The organism is Acinetobacter sp. YK3, from assembly GCF_001729365.1.
Lineage (GTDB): Bacteria > Pseudomonadota > Gammaproteobacteria > Pseudomonadales > Moraxellaceae > Acinetobacter > Acinetobacter vivianii.
Map to the genome: position 1 here is coordinate 13,763 of NZ_LZPJ01000079.1, position 22,076 is coordinate 35,838.

At 38.3% G+C, this 22,076-nt stretch carries 15 protein-coding genes and 1 pseudogene; 9 read left to right on the forward strand and 7 right to left on the reverse strand.

The genetic code is table 11. From position 1 onward, the window contains the following. Window positions 1-43 precede the first annotated feature (43 nt). From A9Z07_RS07820 to A9Z07_RS07835, 4 genes are all read left to right on the forward strand, one after another. A complete protein-coding gene (locus A9Z07_RS07820; RefSeq protein WP_413772623.1) occupies window positions 44-3,001 on the forward strand; it encodes a hypothetical protein in 2,958 nt (985 codons plus the stop codon). 42 nt (window positions 3,002-3,043) lie between these two features. Further along, the gene (locus A9Z07_RS07825; RefSeq protein ID WP_069577863.1) at window positions 3,044-6,325 is read left to right on the forward strand and encodes a type I restriction endonuclease subunit R; all 3,282 of its coding nucleotides are present in this window, start codon (window positions 3,044-3,046) and stop codon (window positions 6,323-6,325) included. Beyond that, complete coding sequence (locus A9Z07_RS07830) at window positions 6,315-7,061, forward strand: M48 family metallopeptidase (RefSeq protein WP_069577865.1); 747 nt, start codon at window positions 6,315-6,317, stop codon at window positions 7,059-7,061. The genes A9Z07_RS07825 and A9Z07_RS07830 overlap by 11 nt, the downstream gene beginning before the upstream one ends. A gap of 547 nt (window positions 7,062-7,608) precedes the next feature. Continuing rightward, on the forward strand, window positions 7,609-8,682 hold the full coding sequence (locus A9Z07_RS07835) for a potassium channel family protein (RefSeq protein WP_069577866.1): 1,074 nt from the start codon (window positions 7,609-7,611) through the stop codon (window positions 8,680-8,682). 369 nt (window positions 8,683-9,051) lie between these two features. Here A9Z07_RS07835 and A9Z07_RS07840 read toward each other — a convergent pair. Both A9Z07_RS07840 and A9Z07_RS07845 read right to left on the reverse strand, forming a co-directional pair. Further along, window positions 9,052-10,265: pseudogene (locus tag A9Z07_RS07840) on the reverse strand (tyrosine-type recombinase/integrase). 249 nt (window positions 10,266-10,514) lie between these two features. Next, entirely contained in the window at window positions 10,515-10,889 is a 375-nt protein-coding gene (locus A9Z07_RS07845; RefSeq protein WP_004770353.1) for a diacylglycerol kinase, read from the reverse strand. 192 nt (window positions 10,890-11,081) lie between these two features. Between A9Z07_RS07845 and A9Z07_RS07850 the strand changes: the two genes are divergently transcribed. Next, on the forward strand, window positions 11,082-12,146 hold the full coding sequence (locus tag A9Z07_RS07850; RefSeq protein WP_069577867.1) for a 4-phosphoerythronate dehydrogenase: 1,065 nt from the start codon (window positions 11,082-11,084) through the stop codon (window positions 12,144-12,146). After that, a complete protein-coding gene (gene epmA, locus A9Z07_RS07855; RefSeq protein ID WP_069577868.1) occupies window positions 12,143-13,126 on the forward strand; it encodes an EF-P lysine aminoacylase EpmA in 984 nt (327 codons plus the stop codon). Before A9Z07_RS07850 ends, epmA begins: the two co-directional genes overlap by 4 nt. Window positions 13,127-13,144: 18 nt before the next feature. Here the strand turns inward: epmA and A9Z07_RS07860 are convergent, their stop codons facing one another. The 5 genes from A9Z07_RS07860 to A9Z07_RS07880 form a co-directional block, all read right to left on the reverse strand. Then, window positions 13,145-14,272, reverse strand: a complete 1,128-nt coding sequence (locus A9Z07_RS07860) for a helix-turn-helix transcriptional regulator (RefSeq protein ID WP_069577869.1) — start codon at window positions 14,270-14,272, stop codon at window positions 13,145-13,147. Window positions 14,273-14,454: 182 nt separating this feature from the next. After that, window positions 14,455-14,616: a hypothetical protein gene (locus A9Z07_RS17895; RefSeq protein ID WP_004770345.1), complete on the reverse strand. Its 162-nt coding sequence runs from the start codon at window positions 14,614-14,616 to the stop codon at window positions 14,455-14,457. A gap of 97 nt (window positions 14,617-14,713) precedes the next feature. Further along, a complete protein-coding gene (locus tag A9Z07_RS07870; RefSeq protein ID WP_069577871.1) occupies window positions 14,714-15,718 on the reverse strand; it encodes an SUMF1/EgtB/PvdO family nonheme iron enzyme in 1,005 nt (334 codons plus the stop codon). Next, complete coding sequence (locus tag A9Z07_RS07875) at window positions 15,715-17,397, reverse strand: arylsulfatase (RefSeq protein WP_069577872.1); 1,683 nt, start codon at window positions 17,395-17,397, stop codon at window positions 15,715-15,717. The genes A9Z07_RS07870 and A9Z07_RS07875 overlap by 4 nt, the downstream gene beginning before the upstream one ends. A 133-nt stretch (window positions 17,398-17,530) precedes the next feature. After that, window positions 17,531-18,148, reverse strand: a complete 618-nt coding sequence (locus A9Z07_RS07880) for a rhomboid family intramembrane serine protease (RefSeq protein WP_004770342.1) — start codon at window positions 18,146-18,148, stop codon at window positions 17,531-17,533. A 153-nt stretch (window positions 18,149-18,301) separates the two neighbouring features. On the opposite strand from A9Z07_RS07880, the gene nfuA reads away from it, so the two are divergent. The 3 genes from nfuA to A9Z07_RS07895 all read left to right on the forward strand — a co-directional run bounded on the left by nfuA (window position 18,302) and on the right by A9Z07_RS07895 (window position 21,918). Next, window positions 18,302-18,940, forward strand: a complete 639-nt coding sequence (gene nfuA, locus A9Z07_RS07885; protein ID WP_004770341.1) for a Fe-S biogenesis protein NfuA — start codon at window positions 18,302-18,304, stop codon at window positions 18,938-18,940. A 322-nt stretch (window positions 18,941-19,262) separates the two neighbouring features. After that, entirely contained in the window at window positions 19,263-20,981 is a 1,719-nt protein-coding gene (locus A9Z07_RS07890) for an amidohydrolase (protein ID WP_069577873.1), read from the forward strand. Between the two features lie 214 nt (window positions 20,982-21,195). Continuing rightward, the gene (locus A9Z07_RS07895) at window positions 21,196-21,918 is read left to right on the forward strand and encodes a TorF family putative porin (RefSeq protein ID WP_413772624.1); all 723 of its coding nucleotides are present in this window, start codon (window positions 21,196-21,198) and stop codon (window positions 21,916-21,918) included. The last annotated feature ends 158 nt before the right edge of the window (window positions 21,919-22,076 follow it).

Sequence of the window (22,076 nt, forward strand, 5' to 3'; positions counted from 1 at the left end):
TTTTTTAGGTTACGTGCATTTTTTATTTTAGGGGGTAATGTTAGTGTTGAATTCTAATCATATTAAAAAAGCGTATTTATATTTAAAAAGCTATGCTTACCATGAAAATATTAATTTATTTTTAAAACAGCGTATAGCTGATTTTGAAATAAATAATAATCTCGAAGAGATCTTCGATGACTTATTAAATCTTATTGTTTGTGAAAATTTAGATGAAGATGAAAAATTAAAAACACTTTTAAATCAAATTGACTACCATCTATTGCCTAAAAAGGTAGATAGAAATGAGGATGAATTACAAAAGAATCATAATGATGGTGGGAATGGACTTTTTATAAGTAATGTCAAAGATTCTGAGAAATATCAAGTTTCTAAAGTTAATTACTTTGTAAAAGCACCGATTGAAATTCATATTTTAGAAATACTTTGGTGCCTTTTTGCGGGTCCAACCCTTGAGGTAAAGGTCAGCAAGGATAACTATGGTAATAGAATGCATCCATCGGCTTTAAAATATGGCAATAAGTGTGATGGGGTGAATGGTCAAGAGGTTTTTAAACGGTATATCGAGCAATACAATGCTTGGCGTGATCAAGCAATTAAAGCAGCTACAGAAACTGCTCAATTTGGCGATGATGTGGCCTTATTTTCATTAGATCTAAAATCATATTTTTATGAAGTAGATTTAAGTTTTGAAAAGATAAAAGAGGATGTGGAAAGCTATTATAATGATGGAGCTGATGAATTAGATATAGCATTAAAATTAAATATTTTACTTGAAAAAATATATACCTCATATCAAGTTAAGATTAATCCGCAAATCTCAAGGTCACATAGAAAATCTAAAGATAAAATGTTACTTCCAATTGGTTTTGCATCATCCGCAATTATCGCAAATTGGTATTTATCTGATTTTGATAATCATGTGGAGAAGCATATTAGACCTTTATACTATGGTCGATATGTTGATGATATATTGATGGTTTTTAAGAGACCTAATTTTGATATTGAGAATCCAATTGAATCTTTTATTGAAAATTACTTTGAAGGACTAATTAGTAAATCTGAAGATCAGTCAAACTATCAAATTCAAATTGAAGGAAATAAATTACCTATCCAAAAGGATAAGTTAATTCTTCAATTTTTTGATAAAGACCATAGTAAAGCTGGATTGGATTTATTCAAGCAAGAGCTCGATGAACGTAGTAGTGCATTTAAATTTTTACCTAATGATCATATAGATAAAGATTTAGATCGATTCGCATACGACATTTTATACAACGGATCTACGAATACCTTACGTAGTGTGATTGGATTGGCTGAAAATGAAACAGAACTTTCTAAATATATCTCTAGTCATATTACAGCACATCGATTATGTCATATCGATAGAAAAGAAAATATACTCCCTCAGCTTAAACAATTCTTTAAAGGTCAAAATGCATTGCAGTTTTTCCGTTTATGGGAAAAGTTATACCAATATGGTGTTGTTACCCATCAATTTAGTTTCATAAAATCTTTTAAAGATTATATTGATGCTGAGATTTCTAAAATTGATGGAGTCACACCTAATTTAAAGAAAAAATCTATAAACTTAACGAAAAAAATTCAGGATGACCTTAAGTTATTTAGTGAATTATCCGTATCCATTACTTTAGGTTTGTTGGATATTAAAGAATATTCAAATGGTTTATGGGGTTTTATAGAAAATGATTCAGCATTTATAAATGAAGACAACAAATCAAATATCAATAGCCTAATTAATTATGGTTCAAATTTACATAGATATGCTTGGCAGTTTCGTCAGTCTAACCTTTTAAGACACCATTTAGTCGCGTGGCCTTTAGCCAATTTTTCTAGTTATAAGGGAGATTTGACTTCTGAAACAGATTTTTTAACTTCAGAAAATCAAGATTTAGACACAATAAAATTAGACTTTTCACCACGGTTTATACATTTTGATGAATGGCAACTTTTCTATTTAGGAAATGAGTTGACTGAAAAGCCTAATATGAATGACTGGATGGAAAAATGTATAAAACAATATAAAGAGAAGAGTTTTAGTCAAGATTTCTCAGTAAAATTTGAGCAAGAAAATGCAGCTAATACAGGCATAGTAAAATCTAAACTTAAAGTTGCTGGATGTGAATCTAAAGAGGCTGTTACTCTAGCTATTGGGAATTTAAAGATAACAGACTCGGACATAGCCTCTGCTGTAAGAAAAGATTGCAAGCCAAATCTAAGTTTTAATAGGCAAGAAAGACTGTTTAATATTCTTAATTCATCATTAAGAGAAAATGCAGATTTACTTATTTTACCAGAAGTGGCAATTCCAGTAAGTTGGCTCCCATTTATGATCGCCTTTGCAAGAAGACATCAAATAGGTTTGGTATTCGGTCTAGAACATTGGGTTGTAAATGATACCGCGTACAATTTAATCATTGAGGCTTTGCCATTTAGAGTTGCAGGTGAATATAAGTCGTGTGTAGTAACAGCACGAATAAAAAATCATTATGCACCATCAGAGTTAGACTTGCTTCAAACTATAAGATTGAAGGCTGGGCATTTAGAACTTAAGCCATGTGCCTATTATCATAAAGTATCTTGGCGTGGTATTTCTTTTGCAACATACAATTGTTTTGAACTATCAGATATTACGCATAGAGTTTTATTTAAATCAGAAATTGACCTATTAATAGCGTGTGTTTGGAACAGAGATACCAATTATTATCAGCATATTCTCGAATCTGCGGTGAGAGATTTACACTGTTATACAGTACAGGCCAATACTTCTCATTATGGAGGGTCTTGTGTATTGAGACCTACCAAAACAGATAGCAAAACTATGCTTTATGTCAAAGGTGGGGAAAATACTTGTGTACTTACAACCAAATTGTCGATTAAGGAATTAAGAGATTTTCAATTTAAATCTTCACCAAATTCAAGAGATTCATTCAAACATTTGCCTCCTGGATATGATTGTGATGCAGTTCTTAATCGTTGATTCAAATCGAATCTAAACTGCTAATTTATCGAGATATAATTGATGACAAATTTTCTTCCTAAATTCCAAGAAGAATATAGTGCAAAGCTTCCTGCTTTAGCCTTGTTGACTAATTTGGGGTGGTCATTTTTATCTCCATCACAGGCACTTGATGCCCGTGATGGTAAACAGGATCAAGTTGTATTACGTCAAATTTTGCATCATGAATTATCAAAGCGTAAATTTACATTTGCAGGTCAAGAATATCCACTTTCTGCAAAATCAGTAGATAATTTGATATCAGAAATTTGTAGTCCAGCATTGAATGAAGGCTTACTTACAGCCAATGAAAAAATCTATAACCATTTGCTGTACGGTATTTCAGTCACTGAGTTTGTGAATGGTAAGAAGGTCAGCCCAACCATCCCAATCATTGATTGGCATGATGTTCACAATAATGATTTTTCTTATACTGAAGAATTTTGTGTAACTCGCTCAGGTGGGATAGATAATCGAAGACCTGATATCGTTTGCTTTGTAAATGGTATTCCTTTGGTGGTGATCGAATCAAAACGACCAGATAGCCAAGCAAAGAAAGGTCCAACCATCAACGAAGGGATCTCCCAATCTTTACGCAATCAGCGTCCAGATGAAATTCCGCATCTTTTTGCTTATAGCCAACTACTTCTTTCAATTAATGGGCATGAAGGACGTTATGGTACATGTAATACGCCTGCGAAATTTTGGGCTGCATGGCGTGAAGAGGATATTTCTGATGCAGAAATGTATGTATTTAAAAATAAGAAACTGAGTACTACACAAAAAGATAGCCTATTCGCATACCGTCCAGCAGATGATTTGAAATGGTATGAGAACCTCATTGCAGGTGGTGAATTAGCTGTAACAGGTCAAGATCAATTACTCATCAGTTTATTAATGCCTGAACGGTTATTAGAGATTGTTCGCCTATATACACTCTTTGATAAAAAAGCTGGGAAGATTGTCGCTCGCTATCAGCAAATCTTTGGCATCAAACGACTTATCGAGCGAATTAGCACTAAAAATTTAAGCGGTGGTCGTGAAGGTGGCGTGATTTGGCACACTACGGGTTCGGGTAAGTCCTTTACGATGGTTTTTTTGAGTAAAGCTTTAATCTTGCATGAAGCTTTAAAACAATGTCGCATTGTGGTCGTAACTGACCGTGTCGATTTGGAGGATCAACTCAGTAAAACCTTTGCTTCGGGTGGTGAGTTAGCGGGTAGAAAAGACAAGCAAAATGCCATGGCAACTTCAGGTAAGCGTTTAGCTGAGCAAATTGGCAAGGGTACAGAGCGAATTGTTTTTTCTTTGATCCAGAAGTTTAATTCAGCTACGAAACTACCTGAATGTGAAAATAAGAGCTCAGATATCATTGTTTTAATTGATGAAGGTCATCGAAGTCAAGGCGGTGAAAATCATGTAAGAATGAAGCTTGCTCTTCCAAATGCAGCATTTGTGGCATTTACAGGTACGCCATTGCTCAAAGATGAAAAAACGGTAAATAAGTTTGGTCCTATTGTGCATGCATATACCATGCAAAGAGCAGTGGAGGATAAAACCGTAACACCTTTGCTGTATGAAGAGCGTATCCCTGACTTAGATGTAAACGAGCGAGCAATTGATACGTGGTTTGAGCGTATTACAGAAGGGTTAACAGATCAGCAAAAAGCAGATTTAAAGCGTAAATTTGCGAGAAAAGGTCAACTTTATACTGCGGATGACCGTATTCGGTTGATTGCTTTAGATATTGCGAACCATTTTGTTAAAAATATCGATGATGGTTTAAAGGGCCAACTTGCTTGTGATAGCAAGGCTTCAGCGATTAAGTATAAAAAGTACTTGGATGAAGCAGGCTTATTTGAGTCAGCAGTCGTCATGAGTCCTCCAGATACCCGTGAAGGAAATACTGATGTTGATGAATCGACAACACCTGAAGTGACCCAATGGTGGAAAGAGAATGTCGGTACTCAGGATGAGCAAGCGTATACCAAACAAGTGATTGAGCGTTTTGAAAAAGATGATTCACTCAAGTTGTTGATTGTAGTGGATAAGCTTTTAACAGGATTTGATGAACCCCAAAATACTGTTCTTTACATCGATAAAAACTTGAAAGAACACAATCTAATTCAAGCGATTGCACGTGTAAATCGACTTCATCCTAAGAAAAAATTCGGTTTGTTGATTGATTACCGCGGCATTTTAAAAGAATTGGATACAACAATTCTCAAATATCAAGACTTGGCTGCTCGCACCCAAGGTGGTTACGACATCAATGATATTGCGGGCTTATATATTCAAATGAGTACTGAATATAAGCGTTTGCCTCGTCTGTATAAATCATTATGGGCAATATTTGAGAATGTAAAAAATAAAAATGATATTGAACAGTTACGCCAAGTTCTAGTACCGCGTATTGAAGAAAGAGATGGTGAGTTAGTTGATGTACATCTGAAAGTCCGTGATGATTTTTATGAAGCTTTAACTGAATTTGCAAGCTGTTTGAAAGTTGCATTACAGTCAGCTACATTCTTTGAAGATAAAAGTTTTACAGAAGCTGATCGTCAACATTACAAAGAAACCGTCAAGTTGTTTTCAAGTCTACGTCAGTTGGCTAAGCATGATGCTGGTGAAACAGTAGATTATGATGAATATGCTGATCAAGTTAAAAAGCTTCTTGATAAACATGTGGTGGGTGTTGAGGTAAAAGAGCCTAATGGTGTATATGAAGTAGGCAAGATGGGTAAAGTTGTACAGCCTGAAGACTGGAGTGAAGAGAAGACCCGTAATGAAACGGATATCATTAAAACGCGTGTAACCAAGATGATTGAACAAGAGCTACGGGATGATCCGTATGCTCAGGAAGCTTTTTCTAAACTTTTACGTCAAGCAATTGAAGATGCTGAAAAGGAGTTTGATCATCCTTTGAAACAATACATGCTTTTTAGAGAATTTGAAGAACAAGTTGAGTCTCGACGTTTAGCTGAAATTCCTGATGTATTTGGTACTAATAAACATGCTCAAGCTTATTACGGTGTGTTTAAGAAAATATTGCCTGAAGCCTTTTCAATCAATGATCAGCAGAACCAAGATAAGTGGATTCAGCTTGCGTTTGACGTTGATCACTCTGTAACAAATTCAGTTGCAGAAAATTCTATTAATCCACAAAACATCGAAGCTGACATACGTAAAAAGTTACTACCGATGATGTTTAAAGAGTGTAAAGCAATCGGTAGTGGAATGGATCATGCGAAGAAAATTGTAGAAATGATTGTACAAATCACGCGAGTAGGGCTGAATGGTGGGTAAAGATGCTATCAGAACTAGACCATATAGCTTTATTTATGGGGATGAAACAATCCCCTATGAAAGGGTACCGCGTTCTGGAGAAGTGAATAAAATCTTAATTAAGGTGCATGCTGATTGTAGAGTCGTCGTCCATGCTCCTGAAATCGCGACTGATCATGATGTGTTAAAAGCGATACAGAAACGTAGTCGATGGATATATCAGCAATTACGGGCCTTTCGTCAACAGAAAGAATTTATTACTCCGCGTCGATATATCAGTGGCGAAAGCCATTATTACCTAGGTAAACAGTATCTATTAAAAGTTATAGAGAATGATGACGTTCCGAGTGTAAAACTATTGCGTGGTAAATTTGAAGTTTATGTAGGCCGAAAGGATGCTGGGCATATTAAAGAAGTGCTAGATCATTGGTATAAGGCAAAGGCGAAGAGTGTATTTTTAAAGCGTTTAGAGCACGTTTTGGATAGAGCTCTATGGGTTACTGAAAAACCACAGTTTCGTGTTATTAAGATGCAGACACAGTGGGGAAGCTGTTCACCTCAAGGGACACTTGTTTTAAATCCTTATCTGGTTAAAGCACCTACTCAATGTATTGATTATGTGATTTTGCACGAACTTTGTCATTTAGCTGAACATAACCATAGTGAGAGATTTTATCAGCTTATGAGCCAAGTGATGCCTGATTGGGAATCAAGAAAGGAACTTTTAGATAATATGGCAGCTAGGCTATTTAGTTAGCTAAAATGTAGGCAAAGTAGATCAAAGAAGAGGTTGTGTGCTAATTTCCACATAAACATAACTTCTGTCTTACTTTATGAGACTTATTTTTTTGTTTTAGGTTTTCGAGCATCTAGTTCTTGATGAATCCATGATAGGAAATCAGATAATTCGCAATTTTCCTGAATGAATGTAAGCCAAAACTTAAATAATTTTATCCGCAAATTATCTTAAGATTCATCCATAAATTTTGTGAATTATTTCGGAATTGTGATGCTTGAGCTAATAGGAGAAATTGAAGTTTTAAGTATTTGTTAACCAAATTTATTGGCGAGAAGTATCAAAACTGATCAAAAAGCAGCCGATATATGTCTAAGTCAGCTTTTGGGTATTTTTTAGGGTGGTGGAAATTATTAAGCTATTGATTTTAAATAACTAAAATTGAAAATTTTTGCATAATGCCCATTATGTTAAATAAGAACAAAGCTTTATTTATATAGAAAGTATCTATAATATCCGCCTTTATAAATTTTATTGTTTTTAATTTTTTAGTGGGGCGTGAAAAAAAGTGTTTTATAGTACTGAAGAACAACCATTAATCCCGAAATTAGAAAAGCCTCATCAGAAAACTTATTTGACTACCCCTATAGGAAGATTTGTTGAGAGAGCGTCATATCTAGACCTATTCGTTTTTGGTTTTCTTATTATTTTTTCTTCTGCTTTGTATTTTTGGTTGGCTCCTAGTAGTCATTCTTTAAATAAAGATAATATAGATATTTTTGATGCTTTATATTTTAGTGTCGTAACCTTTACCTCTCTTGGGTATGGAGATTTAAGTCCTATAGGAATCGGTCGTCTTATTGCAGCTATTGTAGTAATTTCTGGCTTGATTTTTATTGCATTATTAGTTGGAAAGTTTGCTTCGGAGAGACAACAAACTATACTTTTATTACTGCATACAAGTGATTGTCAGAGAAGAATAAGTAATTTTTCATTAGAAATAAAACAGTTAATTGAACTTTTAAAGAAAAAATCTGATTTAGAGCAGAACCTTAAATTAGCTTCTAGTTGTCTAGAAATTGTTGCTAAGTACTTAATTTTTCATGCCAATCAAGCTAGATTAATTTCATTCGGAAATGAAAGCGCACTAGCTGCTCTTTATAAGGAAATTTCCTACTTACAGGATATCTGTGTAGAAATACATCAAAATGAAGATTCGAATTTGTTGATATCAAAACGATCTCTAGCATTAGTATATCGTTGTCATGGAATGGTTCGTCAAATGGTTGTTTTACATAAAAACTCTACAGAAGATAAGTCTTTTACAGAGCTTTTCAAAATCAAATTATTAAGTGTTTGCAGAGTAGATCAGTCTAAACCTTTAAGTGGTTCTATGCTCAGTATTAATGGAACTTTTGAAAAAATGAATAGTAAAATTAAGTTCTTGGAAAGATGGTCTAAGGGTAAATTAACTCCAATTATAATTAATAATGTTTATGAGCATGTACCAGTTGGACTAAAAGAAAGTTGGCCTGTTGGTATTCATAAAGAGATTGCTAAACAACTGAATATTTCTAATAGTCTAGTGAGTAAGAGCTTTAATATTCTTCTTGAACAGAATAAATTACCAAAGAGTAAATAATATTGAATACAAGTTATGTTTAATTTATCTAAAATTAACATAATACGCCTCTTATGTGAAATTCACAGCTTGTGACTTGGGATTTCTGCTTCTGTTCTATTTCTCTTTTAAGGGGGCACGTGAGCCATAATGCTGGTAATAATCGGAATATCAATAAGCAGTTTGTCTCATTCTAGGTTTTTGGTACATTTCTTGATGCATCTTAGCTTCTTGTAGCAAAGAGTTATTGAAACCCTATTGCAACCCTAAATAGTGGTTTTTGAATTAAGTTTTTGTAATAATTGAATTATTTATAAAAATAGATCCCATCCATCATTGGATTACTTTAACTCTCTAATAGATATAAACCTGTAGAGGTAAAATATAGAGTTAATCCTTATTCCAACTATCTACATGATCAGCCCACCATTGCATCATTGTTTTACGGTCATTTAGCCATTGAGCGTGATTGTATGATGCGCGTGTTTTATTATCAGAAACGTGGGCAAGTTGTATTTCAACCCAATCCTTATTCCAACCATTCTCATTTGCCACAGTGGACGCAGTTGCTCTTAGAGTATGCATCCTGAACTCCAATTTCATATTACTCAGGGCAGTATTCAACGTGGTTTTACCCATCATTTCTCCGTCTTCTCCAGCAAATATATATTCACTATCAGGATAAAGCGAAAATTGCTCTTTTATGATTTCAATGGCTTGGTCAGACAATGGTACAACATGCATTCTGTTCTTTTTCATATTGCGCTTGCCAGCCAAAATATCAGCCCTCGATACTGCTGGAATCGTCCATGTCTTATCTTCAAAATCAATATATTCCTTTTTGCCTCGACGTATCTCAATGCTTCTAAGCCATGTGTATGTTGCGGCTATAATAGCATTTCGTGTGCTAATTGAGCCACCGTATGCATTGAGCTTAGGCAAAAGTACTTTTTTTTCAGACTCAGTTAGTGGCCTGGCATGGGTTACATCTGGCTGTTTAATGTAACCCCTAAGAACATAAGTAGGATCTATAGAAATACGTTTTGTGATAATTGCATATTCCATAACTTCACCGATGATTTGTCTTACAAAAATTCCTTTAACCTCTCCTGTTCCTCTTCCTGATTTTTTGATTCTTGCCATAGTGCTATCAAGCACAGTTTTAATATCAATAGACTCAATCTCATGAATAGGTTTATTACCGATAAGAGGATAAACATCTTTCTCAAAATAACTGCTGCGGCGTTGTTCCCATTCCTTGGATTGTTGAGCTTTACGAGAATTCATAAATTCACTAGCGACTAACTGGAATGTACCATTATTTGCTTTAATTGCTTCAAGGCGTTCTTTTTTTGGTGTCCTATTGGGTCTACTCCTTTGGCAAGTTGCTCTCGATACTCCATTGTTTTTAAGCGAGCATATGCTAAAGTAATTTCAGGATATTGACCGATTGTGAGCATTTTCGCTTTAGTAAGAAATCGGTAGCGGTAACGCCAAAATTTGCTACCAGATGGTCGGACTTCTATACACAGTCCTGATTGATCAGCCACGCGGTATAATTCTTCACGTGGTTTTAATCTTTTGATTTTAAGGTCGTTTAACATAAGGTGTGAGTAACACTATTTCTGAAAGCTCTTACTCACAATCTTACTCACAAAAAATGGTAATTGCATGTATCAGGTTGTTATGTAAGGTTTGAATAAAAATATCATTAAATCAACTGGTTAGTTTTTAATGTAATTTGTATTTATAGAAGGTGAGATTGTTAATTGGCATGATGTAATTACATCTACGTCTAGATCAAAAAATCCCTGCATATGCAGGGATTTTTTTACGTGTAAAATATTGAATGTTTATTTAAATAAAATAATTGTCCAAGTGAAAAAGATAATGGCTAAAGAAACGAATTGCGCAGCGCTACCCATATCTTTGGCATTTTTAGATAACTCATGTTTTTCCAGTGAAATGCGGTCAACAACGGCTTCAATGGCTGAATTGAATAATTCCACAATAATCGCCAACAGACATACCGCGACCATTAAGGCTTGTTCCAAAGCCGAGACATGCACAAAAAAGCTCAGCGGAATGAGGATGACATTGAGCAAAATGACTTGTCGAAATGCCGCTTCATGACTAAACGCCGCTTTAAAGCCTGCGAGTGAATAGCCCGTTGCATTTAAAATCCGTTTGAGGCCATTTTTGCCTTTATAAGGAGAGTAGGGTGTCATTGCGATTTGGAGTGACTGGGGAAAGCTTTAGTATAAATCCAAACATGTTGCAGTAAATTGGCAATATGTCGCATGCGTGTACCAATCAAGACGGTTTTCTGCCAGCGAATCTCATCAGAGTTGCATTTATGAATTGTCAATTCAGATCAGGCTAAGGATAATAAGCACAGGTCTATTGAGGGAAAATTCTGCATGAAAATTATCGCAGATGAAAATTTGGCATTTACCGATTATTTCTTTGCGGAATTTGCAGAAATACAGCATCGGGCAGGACGTACCTTGACGCATCACGATGTACAGGATGCAGAGGCACTCTTGGTTCGTTCGGTGACCAAAGTGAACCATGCTTTAATTGATCAGACTAAAATTAAATTTGTTGGCAGTGCCACGATTGGAACTGATCATCTAGATATTCAGGCTTTAGAACAACAAAACATTGCTTGGAGCAATGCACCGGGTTGTAATGCACAAGCGGTGGCAGAATATGTGATTACTGCCTTACTACATTTAAATGCTGATTTATTAGAGAAAAACAAAGACTTCACTTTAGCAATTGTGGGTCTGGGAAATGTGGGTAGCCGACTGGCGGTGATGGCGCAGCTATTGGGCTGGAATGTGATTGGTTACGATCCTTATGTGCAACTTGCAGGGATTGAAAATGTTTCCTTTGATGCGTTGCTAAAACGCGCCGATGCTATCTCAATTCATGTACCACTCACTGTGTCTGGCGCTTATCCAACCCAGCATTTATTTGATGCGACTGCATTTGCTGCAATGAAACCATCCGCTATTTTAATCAATAGTGCGCGTGGGCCTGTGGTTGAGCAAGCGGCCTTGATGGCGGATATTGCAACAACCAAACGTCAAGTGGTGCTGGATGTATTTGAGTTCGAGCCAGAAATTTCTGAACAATTACTGGATCTACTGGCATTAGCGACGCCGCATATTGCGGGTTATAGTCTGGAAGGTAAGGCCAGAGGTACGCAGATGATCTATGAGGCTTTTTGCCAGACATTTGCTTATGACGTGACAAAACGTTTTGAGAGCCAGTTGCCACAGGTATCCCAATACTTTGAGCAGGATTTAAAAGTTGCGCTTAAACAGCATCTCACGCAGATTTATGATATTGCTGCGGACGATCAGCAACTCCGTGCTTGTGTTCAGGACGGCAAGGTTGAGCAAACTGCATTTGATTTACTCCGAAAAAATTATCCTTTGCGCCGTGAATGGGCTGCACATGGTGGGCCAAAAGCATGAGCCAGACAATGAAAAATTATCAGCCAACGTGCTCCATTGAAGCCTTAAAAGCGCGTGCAGCGATGTATCAGAAAATCCGCCAGTTTTTTGCTGAACGTGAAGTACTTGAAGTAGAAACCCCAGTCCTGTCTCAGGCGGGTGTCACCGATGTGCATTTGGCTTCAGTGCAGGTACAGCGTCATATTCATGGCAAATTAAATACGCAATATTTACAGACCTCACCCGAGTTTCCAATGAAACGCTTATTGGCCAGTGGTAGTGGGCCAATTTATCAAATCTGTAAAGTATTCCGTGATGATGAGCATGGGCGTAAGCACAACAGTGAATTTACCATGCTGGAATGGTATCGTCCGGGTCTGGATCTAAAGGCACTGATGCATGAAACTGCGGACTTGTTAGAAATATGCTTGGCACATCGTTTCGGTGAAATTCGTCCAGTGATTCTCAGTTATAAGCATGCCTTTCAGGATCGTCTGGATATTAATCCGTTGCAGGCAACCTTAAAACAACTCAAAGAGACCGCCAATCATGTCGGTCTGAATCTTGATTTAGGTGATGATCGTCTGGGGTATATGGATCTGTTGTTTTCACACTTTGTTGAACCAAGTCTGGGCTTCGATGCACCCGTATTTTTAACCGATTTTCCACCTGAAATGGCTTCATTAGCCAAAGTGAAACAGGATGAAGAGGGTGAACTGGTCGCAGCGCGTTTTGAGGTCTATATCGAAGGTCTGGAACTGGCAAATGCCTATGATGAATTGCTAGATGCAGATGTGTTGGCATCCCGTTTTGACGCCGATAATGCAGAGCGCGCACAGCAGGGTTTAGCCATCATTCCAACCGATCAATATTTACTGGCAGCTTTGCCGAATATGCCTGAATGTTCAGGGATTGCGTTAGGTATCGACCGTTTGTTGATGGTTGCGATGAATCAGGTCAAGATTGATCAGGTCATTGCGTTCCCTGCAGAGATTGCATAACGCTGCCTATCTTAAAATTTAGAGTAATTGCATCAGCAGCTGGATCAGTTCACTTTGTCGATGTGTTTTGGTCTTTTTAAAGATAGCTTGCAAGTGCTTTTTCACGGTATCGGCCTGAATTTCATATAAAAGAGCAATTTCTTTGGTGGTTTTGCCCTTAAGCAGTTGCTCGCATATTTTATGTTCGACGGGTGTGAACATAAAAAGCTGTCTACATCTGTCTTTCTGATATTTAGGTTGATGTTGAAGCCCTGAAAATGTTGCCAGTAATACTGGGCGTAAACCAAAAATCTTATGGGTTTTTTCGGGACAAAGTAGATCCAGCGTTAAAAAGAGCTGATGATCTAAGCGCATCACCTGACTTCGTTCAGCATACGCTACGTCTGAATAAGTGTTATGCAGACGTTCCAATTCAAGCAGGTGCTGTTCGAATTTTTGCTGTTGATGGGGTTTGAAAAAGAAGCGACGCTGTTCAATCTGGATGTGCGCATTATTTTCGATAAATTTTTCTGCTTCTCTATTCATTTCCAGAATATCGCCGTTGAGATTAATAATCGCAATTGGCTGATTCATTTTCTGGATCAATTGTGACCCAAGTAAGGTCATGGTGGAATATTCAAAATGATGGCGATAGTGCTGAAGCTTTTGCTGGATCTGAGGCAATATTTCATAAATCGGTTGGAGTTCAGAGCAACTTAATGCACCACGATCAGGACTGGTCAGAAAGGCCAGAATCACGCAGACTTTATGATCATAAATAACCTGAAGCGCTGAGCAAAAACGTAAATTGAGTGGTTGTAAAATTTGTTGATAGACTTGCGTCTGAATAATGTCCTGTTCACTAAAATGTTGGCTGCAATGCATCCAGCCTGTGATTGGTGCTGCCAATAATTTTTTTAATTGTGGGTCATCATCAAAGGCTAAACGAAGTTGTTGTAGAGCCGCTTGTTCAAGTTGATGAGGATCAAGATTAACCCCATGATGCACACTGAATGAGAGTGCCTGCACCTCGAGATCAACTGCAAGAAGTTGTGCTGCCTGAAAGTCAAAATGATGGTTAAGCTCTTCGAGGAAAATCATCCAGTCATCAGCATGCTGAACCTTGTTCAGGATGTCCAGTACAGCATGAGATTGGGTTTGATTCATTTAAAGCGTCCAGCAAAGAACAAGAACTATTTCCATATAGTCTATATGGGTTTTACCAAAATAAAATTATCAATCAGAAAAAATGTGATTTTTTATGCAATCAAAAGATGAGCTAAGCCATTCAGGTACGACAGAACAAAATGAATTGCCTAAACCCATCACAGATTTAGGCAAGATTAAATTTAGCAACGGCCTTTTTTGGCCTGTCCTGGTGGGCAAAAGTCACCATGACCATCGTGATAACCTTCTGGATCAACCACAACACTGCCATGTGGCGTATGTACCGCACAAGCGGATAGACTGAATGTGAATAACAGACAAAGGTAGAGTGATATTTTTTTCATGGTTCCATCCCGTATTTTTATTGCTTTGAATATCACTTTAAAACGATCGGTTCATTTTTACCAGAACGGGACTGAAAATTTTTAAATGAGATTTATATCACTCTTGAGACCTTAACACGGTTCTAAACCCAACATGCGTTGCCGCCAGATCAAACTCCTGAGGATAACGACTGCTATTGCGATAACGTGCACAGAAATTAGAAGCACATAAAAAAGAGCCGCCCTTAAGCACATATTGTGTGGTCGCACTATTTTGCTGGCGCAGATCCGTATAATTTCCCATATGTTGATCATGTGCACCATGATAGACAGAAGACGTCCATTCCCAGACATTCCCGATCATATCGTATAACTGAAATGCATTGGTCGCATAACAGCCGACAGGGGCAACGCCTTCGAAATGGTCTTCAACTGTATTTTTAAGTGGAAATTCCCCTTGCCAATAATTGGCTTGCGGATGTTGATGGGCATCCTGCGGTGCCTGATGAAGCGGAGTATCATTTTTTGAACCCGCCTTGGCTGCATACTCCCATTCCTGTTCAGAGGGTAAATCGTGCCCCAACCAGACTGCATAATGTTCTGCATCATTCTTGGTGACATAACGGACTGGTTCGGAGGGTAGTGGTGCTTGACCCGACGGGCCATTTGGCGTTTTCCATGTGTAATCAGCCTTTAACTGCCACCATTGATTAGGTATGTTGTCATCTGGAGAAAATACCGCTGCCTGCTTCTGTTTTTCTGCATCTGTGATATAGCCTGTGGCTTGGACAAAACTGGAAAACTGGGCAACCGTGACCTCAGTTTGATCGATCCAGAAGCCATCTACTTGACGTTCCTTTACACCAAAATTAAGTTCATCTGGATAGGCCTGATTGGAACCCAGTGGAAATGAGCCTTTAGGAATCCAGACCATTCCCGCAGTTTTATGTTTTTGCCATGCATCGGGTAAGCCAGAGTAACTCTGGCATCGTGATAAAGAACCCAACAATGCAGGTTGAGTTGTTGGGTGTTGTTGAGATGGCTTTACTTCTGGCCCAACTCTACTGCAACCTGCCACAAGGGACAGGCTACAGAGGGAAACGAGAAGGGGACTTAGTTTCATTGAAGATTGTATTCCTTGACACCATTTTGCTGGGTGTATTTGTTATACACATCTACTAGTTCTTGCAGTTTTGCAGGATTAGTTTGAGCCAGATTTTGGGTTTCACCACGATCATTTTTCAGGTTGTAGAGTTCCCAAGTACCTGTACCCAGCTCAGTTTTACCTTGTAAGGCAATTTTCCAGTCACCCTGACGTGCATATTTACTGCCATGTAATTCATCGGCAAAGCTAAAGTTAACGGGACGAATGGCTTGGGCTTTATTTTCGAGTACCGATTTCCATGAATAGCCGCTTGGAGTATTAATCTGGCGACCTTTGTATTGGCCTTGTGGCACGGCAATATTGGCGTAGTCGAGCACGGTTGGGAAAACATCCAGCACTGAGGCAAAACCATGATGCGTGCTTTGTGCTTTAGTTTGATAAGGGAGTTTTACGATTGCTGGGGCAGTGGTTGCACCTTCACCCGCCGTATCCTTCCATAAGTGGAATGGCGCAGCACTCACTTCTGCCCAACGTGGCCCCACATAATGATAAGAACTCGATGTACCCACGTTATTTACACTGTTATCAAAGCCAGATTCAGTGCCATAGTTGCCGCGGATAAAACCTTCTGCGCCATTATCTGAAACAAAGAAAATGAGCGTATTTTCATATAAATTATTGCGTTTGAGATATTGGATGACCCGACCAATATTGGCATCCAGATTTTCCACCATGCCTGCATAGATTTCCATTCTGCGTGCTTCCAGCGCTTTTTGCTCTGCTGAAAGCTCATTCCATTTGCCATATTTTTGTGGTGCATTTTGCGTGGCAATCGGTTCCGCAGCAGTGAAGTTGGCTGGGATCAAACCCAACTGTTTCTGGCGAGCAATACGCGCATCGCGAATCACATCATAACCCGCATCGTAGACACCACGATAACGGTCTCGATATTCGGCAGGCGCTTGTAAAGGCCAATGCGGCGCGGTGTAAGCCGCATAAGCAAAGAATGGTTTACCTGAATCTTTGCCAGATTCTAAATAACTGATCAGCTTGTCGGTGAAATAGTTGGTCGAGAAGAAATCATCAGGTAAAGATGAAATAGGCACTTCTTTGCCATCTTCTGTATAGGTTGCATTGCGTTTATAGGCACTCGGCGCTTGTTTGAAATGCAAATCCAAGCCTTGTAATAGGGTAAATGAATGATCGAATCCTTTGGCATGTGCGTTGGTTTCAGGTGTCAAACCTAAGTGCCATTTGCCGCTGATATAAGTACGATAGCCATTGTCTTTTAAGACTTCAGCAATCGAAAGTGAACGTTCATTCAAATAACCTTCATAACCGGGCTGGCCTTTTAAATGTGCAGGTGTTAGCTCAGCCATTGCCCCAATTCCTGCTAAATGATGGTCAGTACCTGAAATCAATTGCGAACGGGTTGGAGAGCAAGTTGGCGCTGTATGGTAGTCGGTTAAAATGCGGCCTTCTTGCGTCAGTGCATCAATATTCGGGGTGTGAATTTCTCCGCCAAACGCACCTAAGTCTGAATAGCCTAAGTCATCGGCCATGATGAATAAAATATTGGGCTGTTTCTTGGTTTCAACCACAGTATTGGATTCTTTTGAATCATCATTACTGCACGCTGAAATCGAAAGGCTAAAAAGAGCAATCGACAAGGTCGTGAGAAGGCTGTTACGAGGCATGAGAATCGACTTAATCCGTTAAAATAATGCAGTCGAGTTTAGAGAGATGATTTTTATGATAAAAATAATTAAAATTTGATTGTTAATCTTAAAAAAAGAAAAGCCCCAAAACTGGGGCAAATCGTGAATGAATTTAAAAAGGAAGTTTGGTCAACTGATTCAGGAAATGTGGAACAACGCGAGGTTCCAGAATGATGGTCACCACCACACCGTAGGCGGCTCCCCAAAGATGCGCACTGTGGTTGATATTGGTATTGCCACGTTTGCCTGACCAGATGCTATACGCGACATATAAAATTGCAAAAATAATTGCAGGCACAGGAATGAAAAAGACAAAAATCAGATTCCAAGGCTGGAACAGGATATAGGCGAATAGCACCGCAGATACTGCACCTGAGGCTCCTAGACTGGCCCACTGGGCATCATGGCGATGTTTTAGGTAGCTGGGTAAGATCGCAACAATTAAACCGCCCAGATAAAATAGAACAAAGCCCATGTCATAGAAAAACTGACGATAGAAACTTTCAATGATATTGCCAAAGAAAAACAGCGTGATCATATTGAATAGGAGATGTGTACCATCGGCATGAATAAAACCATGCGTGATAAAACGGTCATATTGCCCACGTTGCATGGCAGGAGGCCAGAAAATCAGACGATTCATCACTGCCTGATTGGAGAAGGCCAATAAGGAAATTGCAACTGTAATAATGATCAGGGTCACAGTGTGCCCAAAGGGTAGATGTAACATAAATATTTTAAATTGATCAGAGTCTAAGCAATAATGCCATTAAAAAGTTAATAAACAATGATCTTGCATAGAATTCCTACAAAAATGGTTGAATTTTTTTAATTACCCTCCATCTTCGGTTAATATAACGACATCAGCTTGAGGATTATTGTTATGTCGACTGAGAACACCAACACTGCTGTCGCAGAAGAAATTCCAAACCTTTTAATTACTCCCTCTGCACAAGAGTACTTAGGTGATTTATTAGCAAAGCAAAATACACCAGGGATTGGCGTTCGTGTTTTTGTAGAGAATCCAGGTACTCCACGTGCTGAATGTTGTATGGCATATAGTGCACCTGATGAAGTGGTGCCAACAGACTATAAACAGGATTATCCAGATTTTCCTGCCTATGTGGATGCGCCATCAATTCCGTATCTGGTTGATGCGGTAATTGACTACAACAAAGATCGTTTTGGTGGTCAATTGACGTTCCGTGCACCGAACTCGAAAGTGCCGCGTGTTGGCCCAGATGCGTCGATTGAAGAACGCATTACTTATGTATTGCAATCAGAAATTAACCCTGGCCTAGCAGGTCATGGCGGTAACTGTAGTCTGGTTGAAGTACAGGATAGCCCAGAGCATGGCTTAACTGCTGTATTGAAATTCGGTGGTGGATGCCAAGGTTGTTCTGCGATTGATGTCACCTTAAAGCAAGGTGTAGAAACCACATTAAGACAGCATGTACCAGAGTTACAGCGTGTTGTGGATCAAACGGATCATACACAAGCAGAAGGCGCGTATTTTAAATAATCGCTAGACATCTACTGTAGTTTAAAAAGTCCTTTCGAGGGCTTTTTTTGTTTTTATCACTTTCAAATTGTTGGACTTGAGCTGAGGGAAATTCAATTTTTATTTGTAGAAAAATACTGGTTTTTAGATCTATGTATTTAAATTAATTAATTTTTTTATTTTTATTTATCCGTCATAACAAGAGTGAGTAAGTTCAATTTATTGAGTAATTGAATGGAAATGGTTCCTGCATTTTTAGCTAAATTGGTTCTAGGTTTTATAAAGAAAGCAAAGAGAATAAAAATGAACAAAAAATAAGTTTGGATAAGGACGTAAGGGATTTATGAATAAGAAATTAGTGTTAGGCATCAGTATCGGTGTCATGAGCTTGGCGAGCTATGCGAAAACCCCACAAGTGGATGTAATTGTATTAAATGCCGATGTTCGAACCTCGAATCCAGCCAAGCCAAAAGCACAGGCATTTGCAGTGAAAGATGGAAAGTTTGTGGCTGTCGGCAATAATACCTATATCCAGAATATGGCGACCAAGCAGACACAAGTTATCGATGTAAAAGGTAAAACGGTTCTCCCCGGATTAACCGATGCGCATACCCATTTGTTGGGCGGTCTGGAATTATGGGACGGTGTTGATCTGTTCGGAATTACGGATCGTCAGGAATGGTTTAAATTAATTGCCAAAAGAAATAAAGAATTACCAAAAGGCGCTTGGTTAATGGGAGGGCGCTGGGACATCACTGGGCTGAAAGATGATCATATGCCAACCCGTCAGGAGCTGGATGCGATTGCTCCAGATCGTCCTGTAGTGTTGCAGGATATTGATTATCACACGGTTTGGGTCAATACCAAGGCGATGCAAGTGCTGGGGATTGATAAAAATACCAAATCACCAGAAGGTGGCGAGATTGTCAAAGATCCGCAGACAGGTGAGCCGACAGGGATTTTCAAAGAAACTGCGGGTACTCAACTGATTCTAGGGAACCCTAAATATACCAGTGCCTTACTGTCAGGAAAAGCGGCACTGCCAGTCGTTGAAAAGATCATTGCGCATTTTAATAGCTTAGGCATTACCTCTGTACATGATATGTGGACTGAGTTAGATACGGTTTATCCTGCTTTGCTGGAGTCGAAACAGGAATTACCGATGCGTATCCGTTTTGGATTAATGGCGGGTGATGATCAGGTGACGCCCGCCGATTTCCAGCGTTATGCGAAGCAACGCGATGAACTGAATCAGCAATTTATACAAAAAGAACAGCAGTGGAAAAAAGGACCGCAGTTCCGCTTTGCGTATATGAAATATTTTGTCGATGGCACATTGATGAATTATACCGCTGCACTGAATGAGCCATATGCAGATCGTCATCATTTTAATATTGCCCCAATTACTTCACAGGCAGATCTGAATAATTCAGTGAAAAATGCCAATGAAGTTGGGTTTCCTGTCGCGATTCATGCGATTGGTGATAAGAGTGTGGATATGGCCCTCAATGCGATTGAAAACAGTCCTAAACATCGCCAATTTGCCAATCGAATTGAACATATTGAGGTTCTATCTAAAGACGCTATTCCGCGTTTTGCGGAGCTAGGTGTTGTGGCTTCGATGCAGCCTGATCATGCTATTACAGGGAATTATCAGGAATCCCGTCTGGGTAAGGCGCGTATGCCATATAGTTATGCTTGGCAATCTTTGCTCAGTAGCGGCGCTACCATGGTATTGGGAAGTGACTGGCCTACGGCATCTGAAAATCCAATGTTGCAGCTTAGCGATGTGGTATTTCGTGAGTATCAGGGTAAAACCCGTTATAGCGATAATGCTTTAAGTCTGGATGAAGCTTTATATGCCTATACCCAAGCACCTGCAAATATCGCAGGGTGGGGCGATGAGATTGGCAGTATCAGTGTTGGGAAATGGGCTGATTTTGTGGTCTTGCAGGATGCTTTAAAAACACCACTCAACAAAGACATTAAGGACTGGAAAGTTGCCGAAACCTGGTTTGCTGGAAAACAGGTTTATAATGGAAAATTGAGTAAAAATAAATAAGTGTATTTAAAAAAGAAAGTCTGATGGCTTTCTTTTTTTACTTTTATTTGAATAGTTGTATTTTAAAAAAATAATAAATGGCTCTTTTGGTTTTTTGAAAATTGGTTCTCGATTTATAACCTGTGCACAACATAATTGAGATTCAAAAATAATCATATGCTAATGGAATAAATGGATGATCAATAAAAAATGGATTTTAGCGGTAATAGCATCTATGTTGATATCACCAGTAAATGCAAAATCAACTGATCATGATCAGGGTGATAATAAGGACAGTTTTTTAGTCAGTGGTTCGCTTGCATTTTTAACAGAATATTATTGGCGAGGGATGACGCAAACCAAAGGAAAACCAGCTGTTCAGGGAATATTAAGACTCGATCATGATTCTGGGTTTTATACGCAACTATTTGCATCGAATATTCAGCTAGATATAGGAAGTAGTCTCGAGCTGGATTATTATATTGGCTATAATTATCAAATAAATAATGATCTAAAGCTGAATCTGCAATATCTGGATGTGAACTATCCTGATGAAGATAAGACGCTGCCTCGTGTCGATTTTGAGGAATATTCAATTGGATTGATGACTTCAAATTTACTCAATGCTCAGGATGAGCTCAACCTGTCTTTTTATTACACACCTGATTATACCTTTGAAACAGGTAAAATGCTGCGTTATGAGGCTGGCTATCGTTATCCAGTCGCGGATCAATGGAATATATATACTCAAGTGGCCTATAACCAGTTTGCAAATAAAAATGCCTATGCCGTGCTTTGGGGAACTGATGAGAAAAATCACTTTTATGATTATAAAATAGGGCTGGATTTTAACTATCAGGATTTTATCTTTGATCTTTATTATGCCAATGCAAATGTTAATAAAGACCTACCAAGTGCCGATAAGACGGTGGTTTTTAGTTTAACTAAACTTTTTTAATTTAAAAATAAAGCTTTGTATTATTAAATAAGATGCTATTGGTTAGTGTGCAATTATTTGTATTTTAAATATGGTAAGGTGTGTCTGCAGCCAATATGTTTTGTATATAAAACATTTTGGCTGTTTTGTGTTCGGGTTTAGATGGTGCGAGAAAAGAC

Excerpts from the sequence above, each read along its gene's own strand:
- A9Z07_RS07825 (WP_069577863.1), top strand. The coding sequence starts at position 3,044 with ATGACAAATTTTCTTCCTAAATTCCAAGAAGAATATAGTGCAAAGCTT.
- A9Z07_RS07830 (WP_069577865.1), top strand. The coding sequence starts at position 6,315 with ATGGTGGGTAAAGATGCTATCAGAACTAGACCATATAGCTTTATTTAT.
- A9Z07_RS07845 (WP_004770353.1), bottom strand. The coding sequence starts at position 10,889 with ATGACACCCTACTCTCCTTATAAAGGCAAAAATGGCCTCAAACGGATT.
- A9Z07_RS07850 (WP_069577867.1), top strand. The coding sequence starts at position 11,082 with ATGAAAATTATCGCAGATGAAAATTTGGCATTTACCGATTATTTCTTT.
- epmA (WP_069577868.1), top strand. The coding sequence starts at position 12,143 with ATGAGCCAGACAATGAAAAATTATCAGCCAACGTGCTCCATTGAAGCC.
- A9Z07_RS07860 (WP_069577869.1), bottom strand. The coding sequence starts at position 14,272 with ATGAATCAAACCCAATCTCATGCTGTACTGGACATCCTGAACAAGGTT.
- A9Z07_RS17895 (WP_004770345.1), bottom strand. The coding sequence starts at position 14,616 with ATGAAAAAAATATCACTCTACCTTTGTCTGTTATTCACATTCAGTCTA.
- A9Z07_RS07870 (WP_069577871.1), bottom strand. The coding sequence starts at position 15,718 with ATGAAACTAAGTCCCCTTCTCGTTTCCCTCTGTAGCCTGTCCCTTGTG.
- A9Z07_RS07875 (WP_069577872.1), bottom strand. The coding sequence starts at position 17,397 with ATGCCTCGTAACAGCCTTCTCACGACCTTGTCGATTGCTCTTTTTAGC.
- A9Z07_RS07880 (WP_004770342.1), bottom strand. The coding sequence starts at position 18,148 with ATGTTACATCTACCCTTTGGGCACACTGTGACCCTGATCATTATTACA.
- nfuA (WP_004770341.1), top strand. The coding sequence starts at position 18,302 with ATGTCGACTGAGAACACCAACACTGCTGTCGCAGAAGAAATTCCAAAC.
- A9Z07_RS07890 (WP_069577873.1), top strand. The coding sequence starts at position 19,263 with ATGAATAAGAAATTAGTGTTAGGCATCAGTATCGGTGTCATGAGCTTG.
- A9Z07_RS07895 (WP_413772624.1), top strand. The coding sequence starts at position 21,196 with ATGTTGATATCACCAGTAAATGCAAAATCAACTGATCATGATCAGGGT.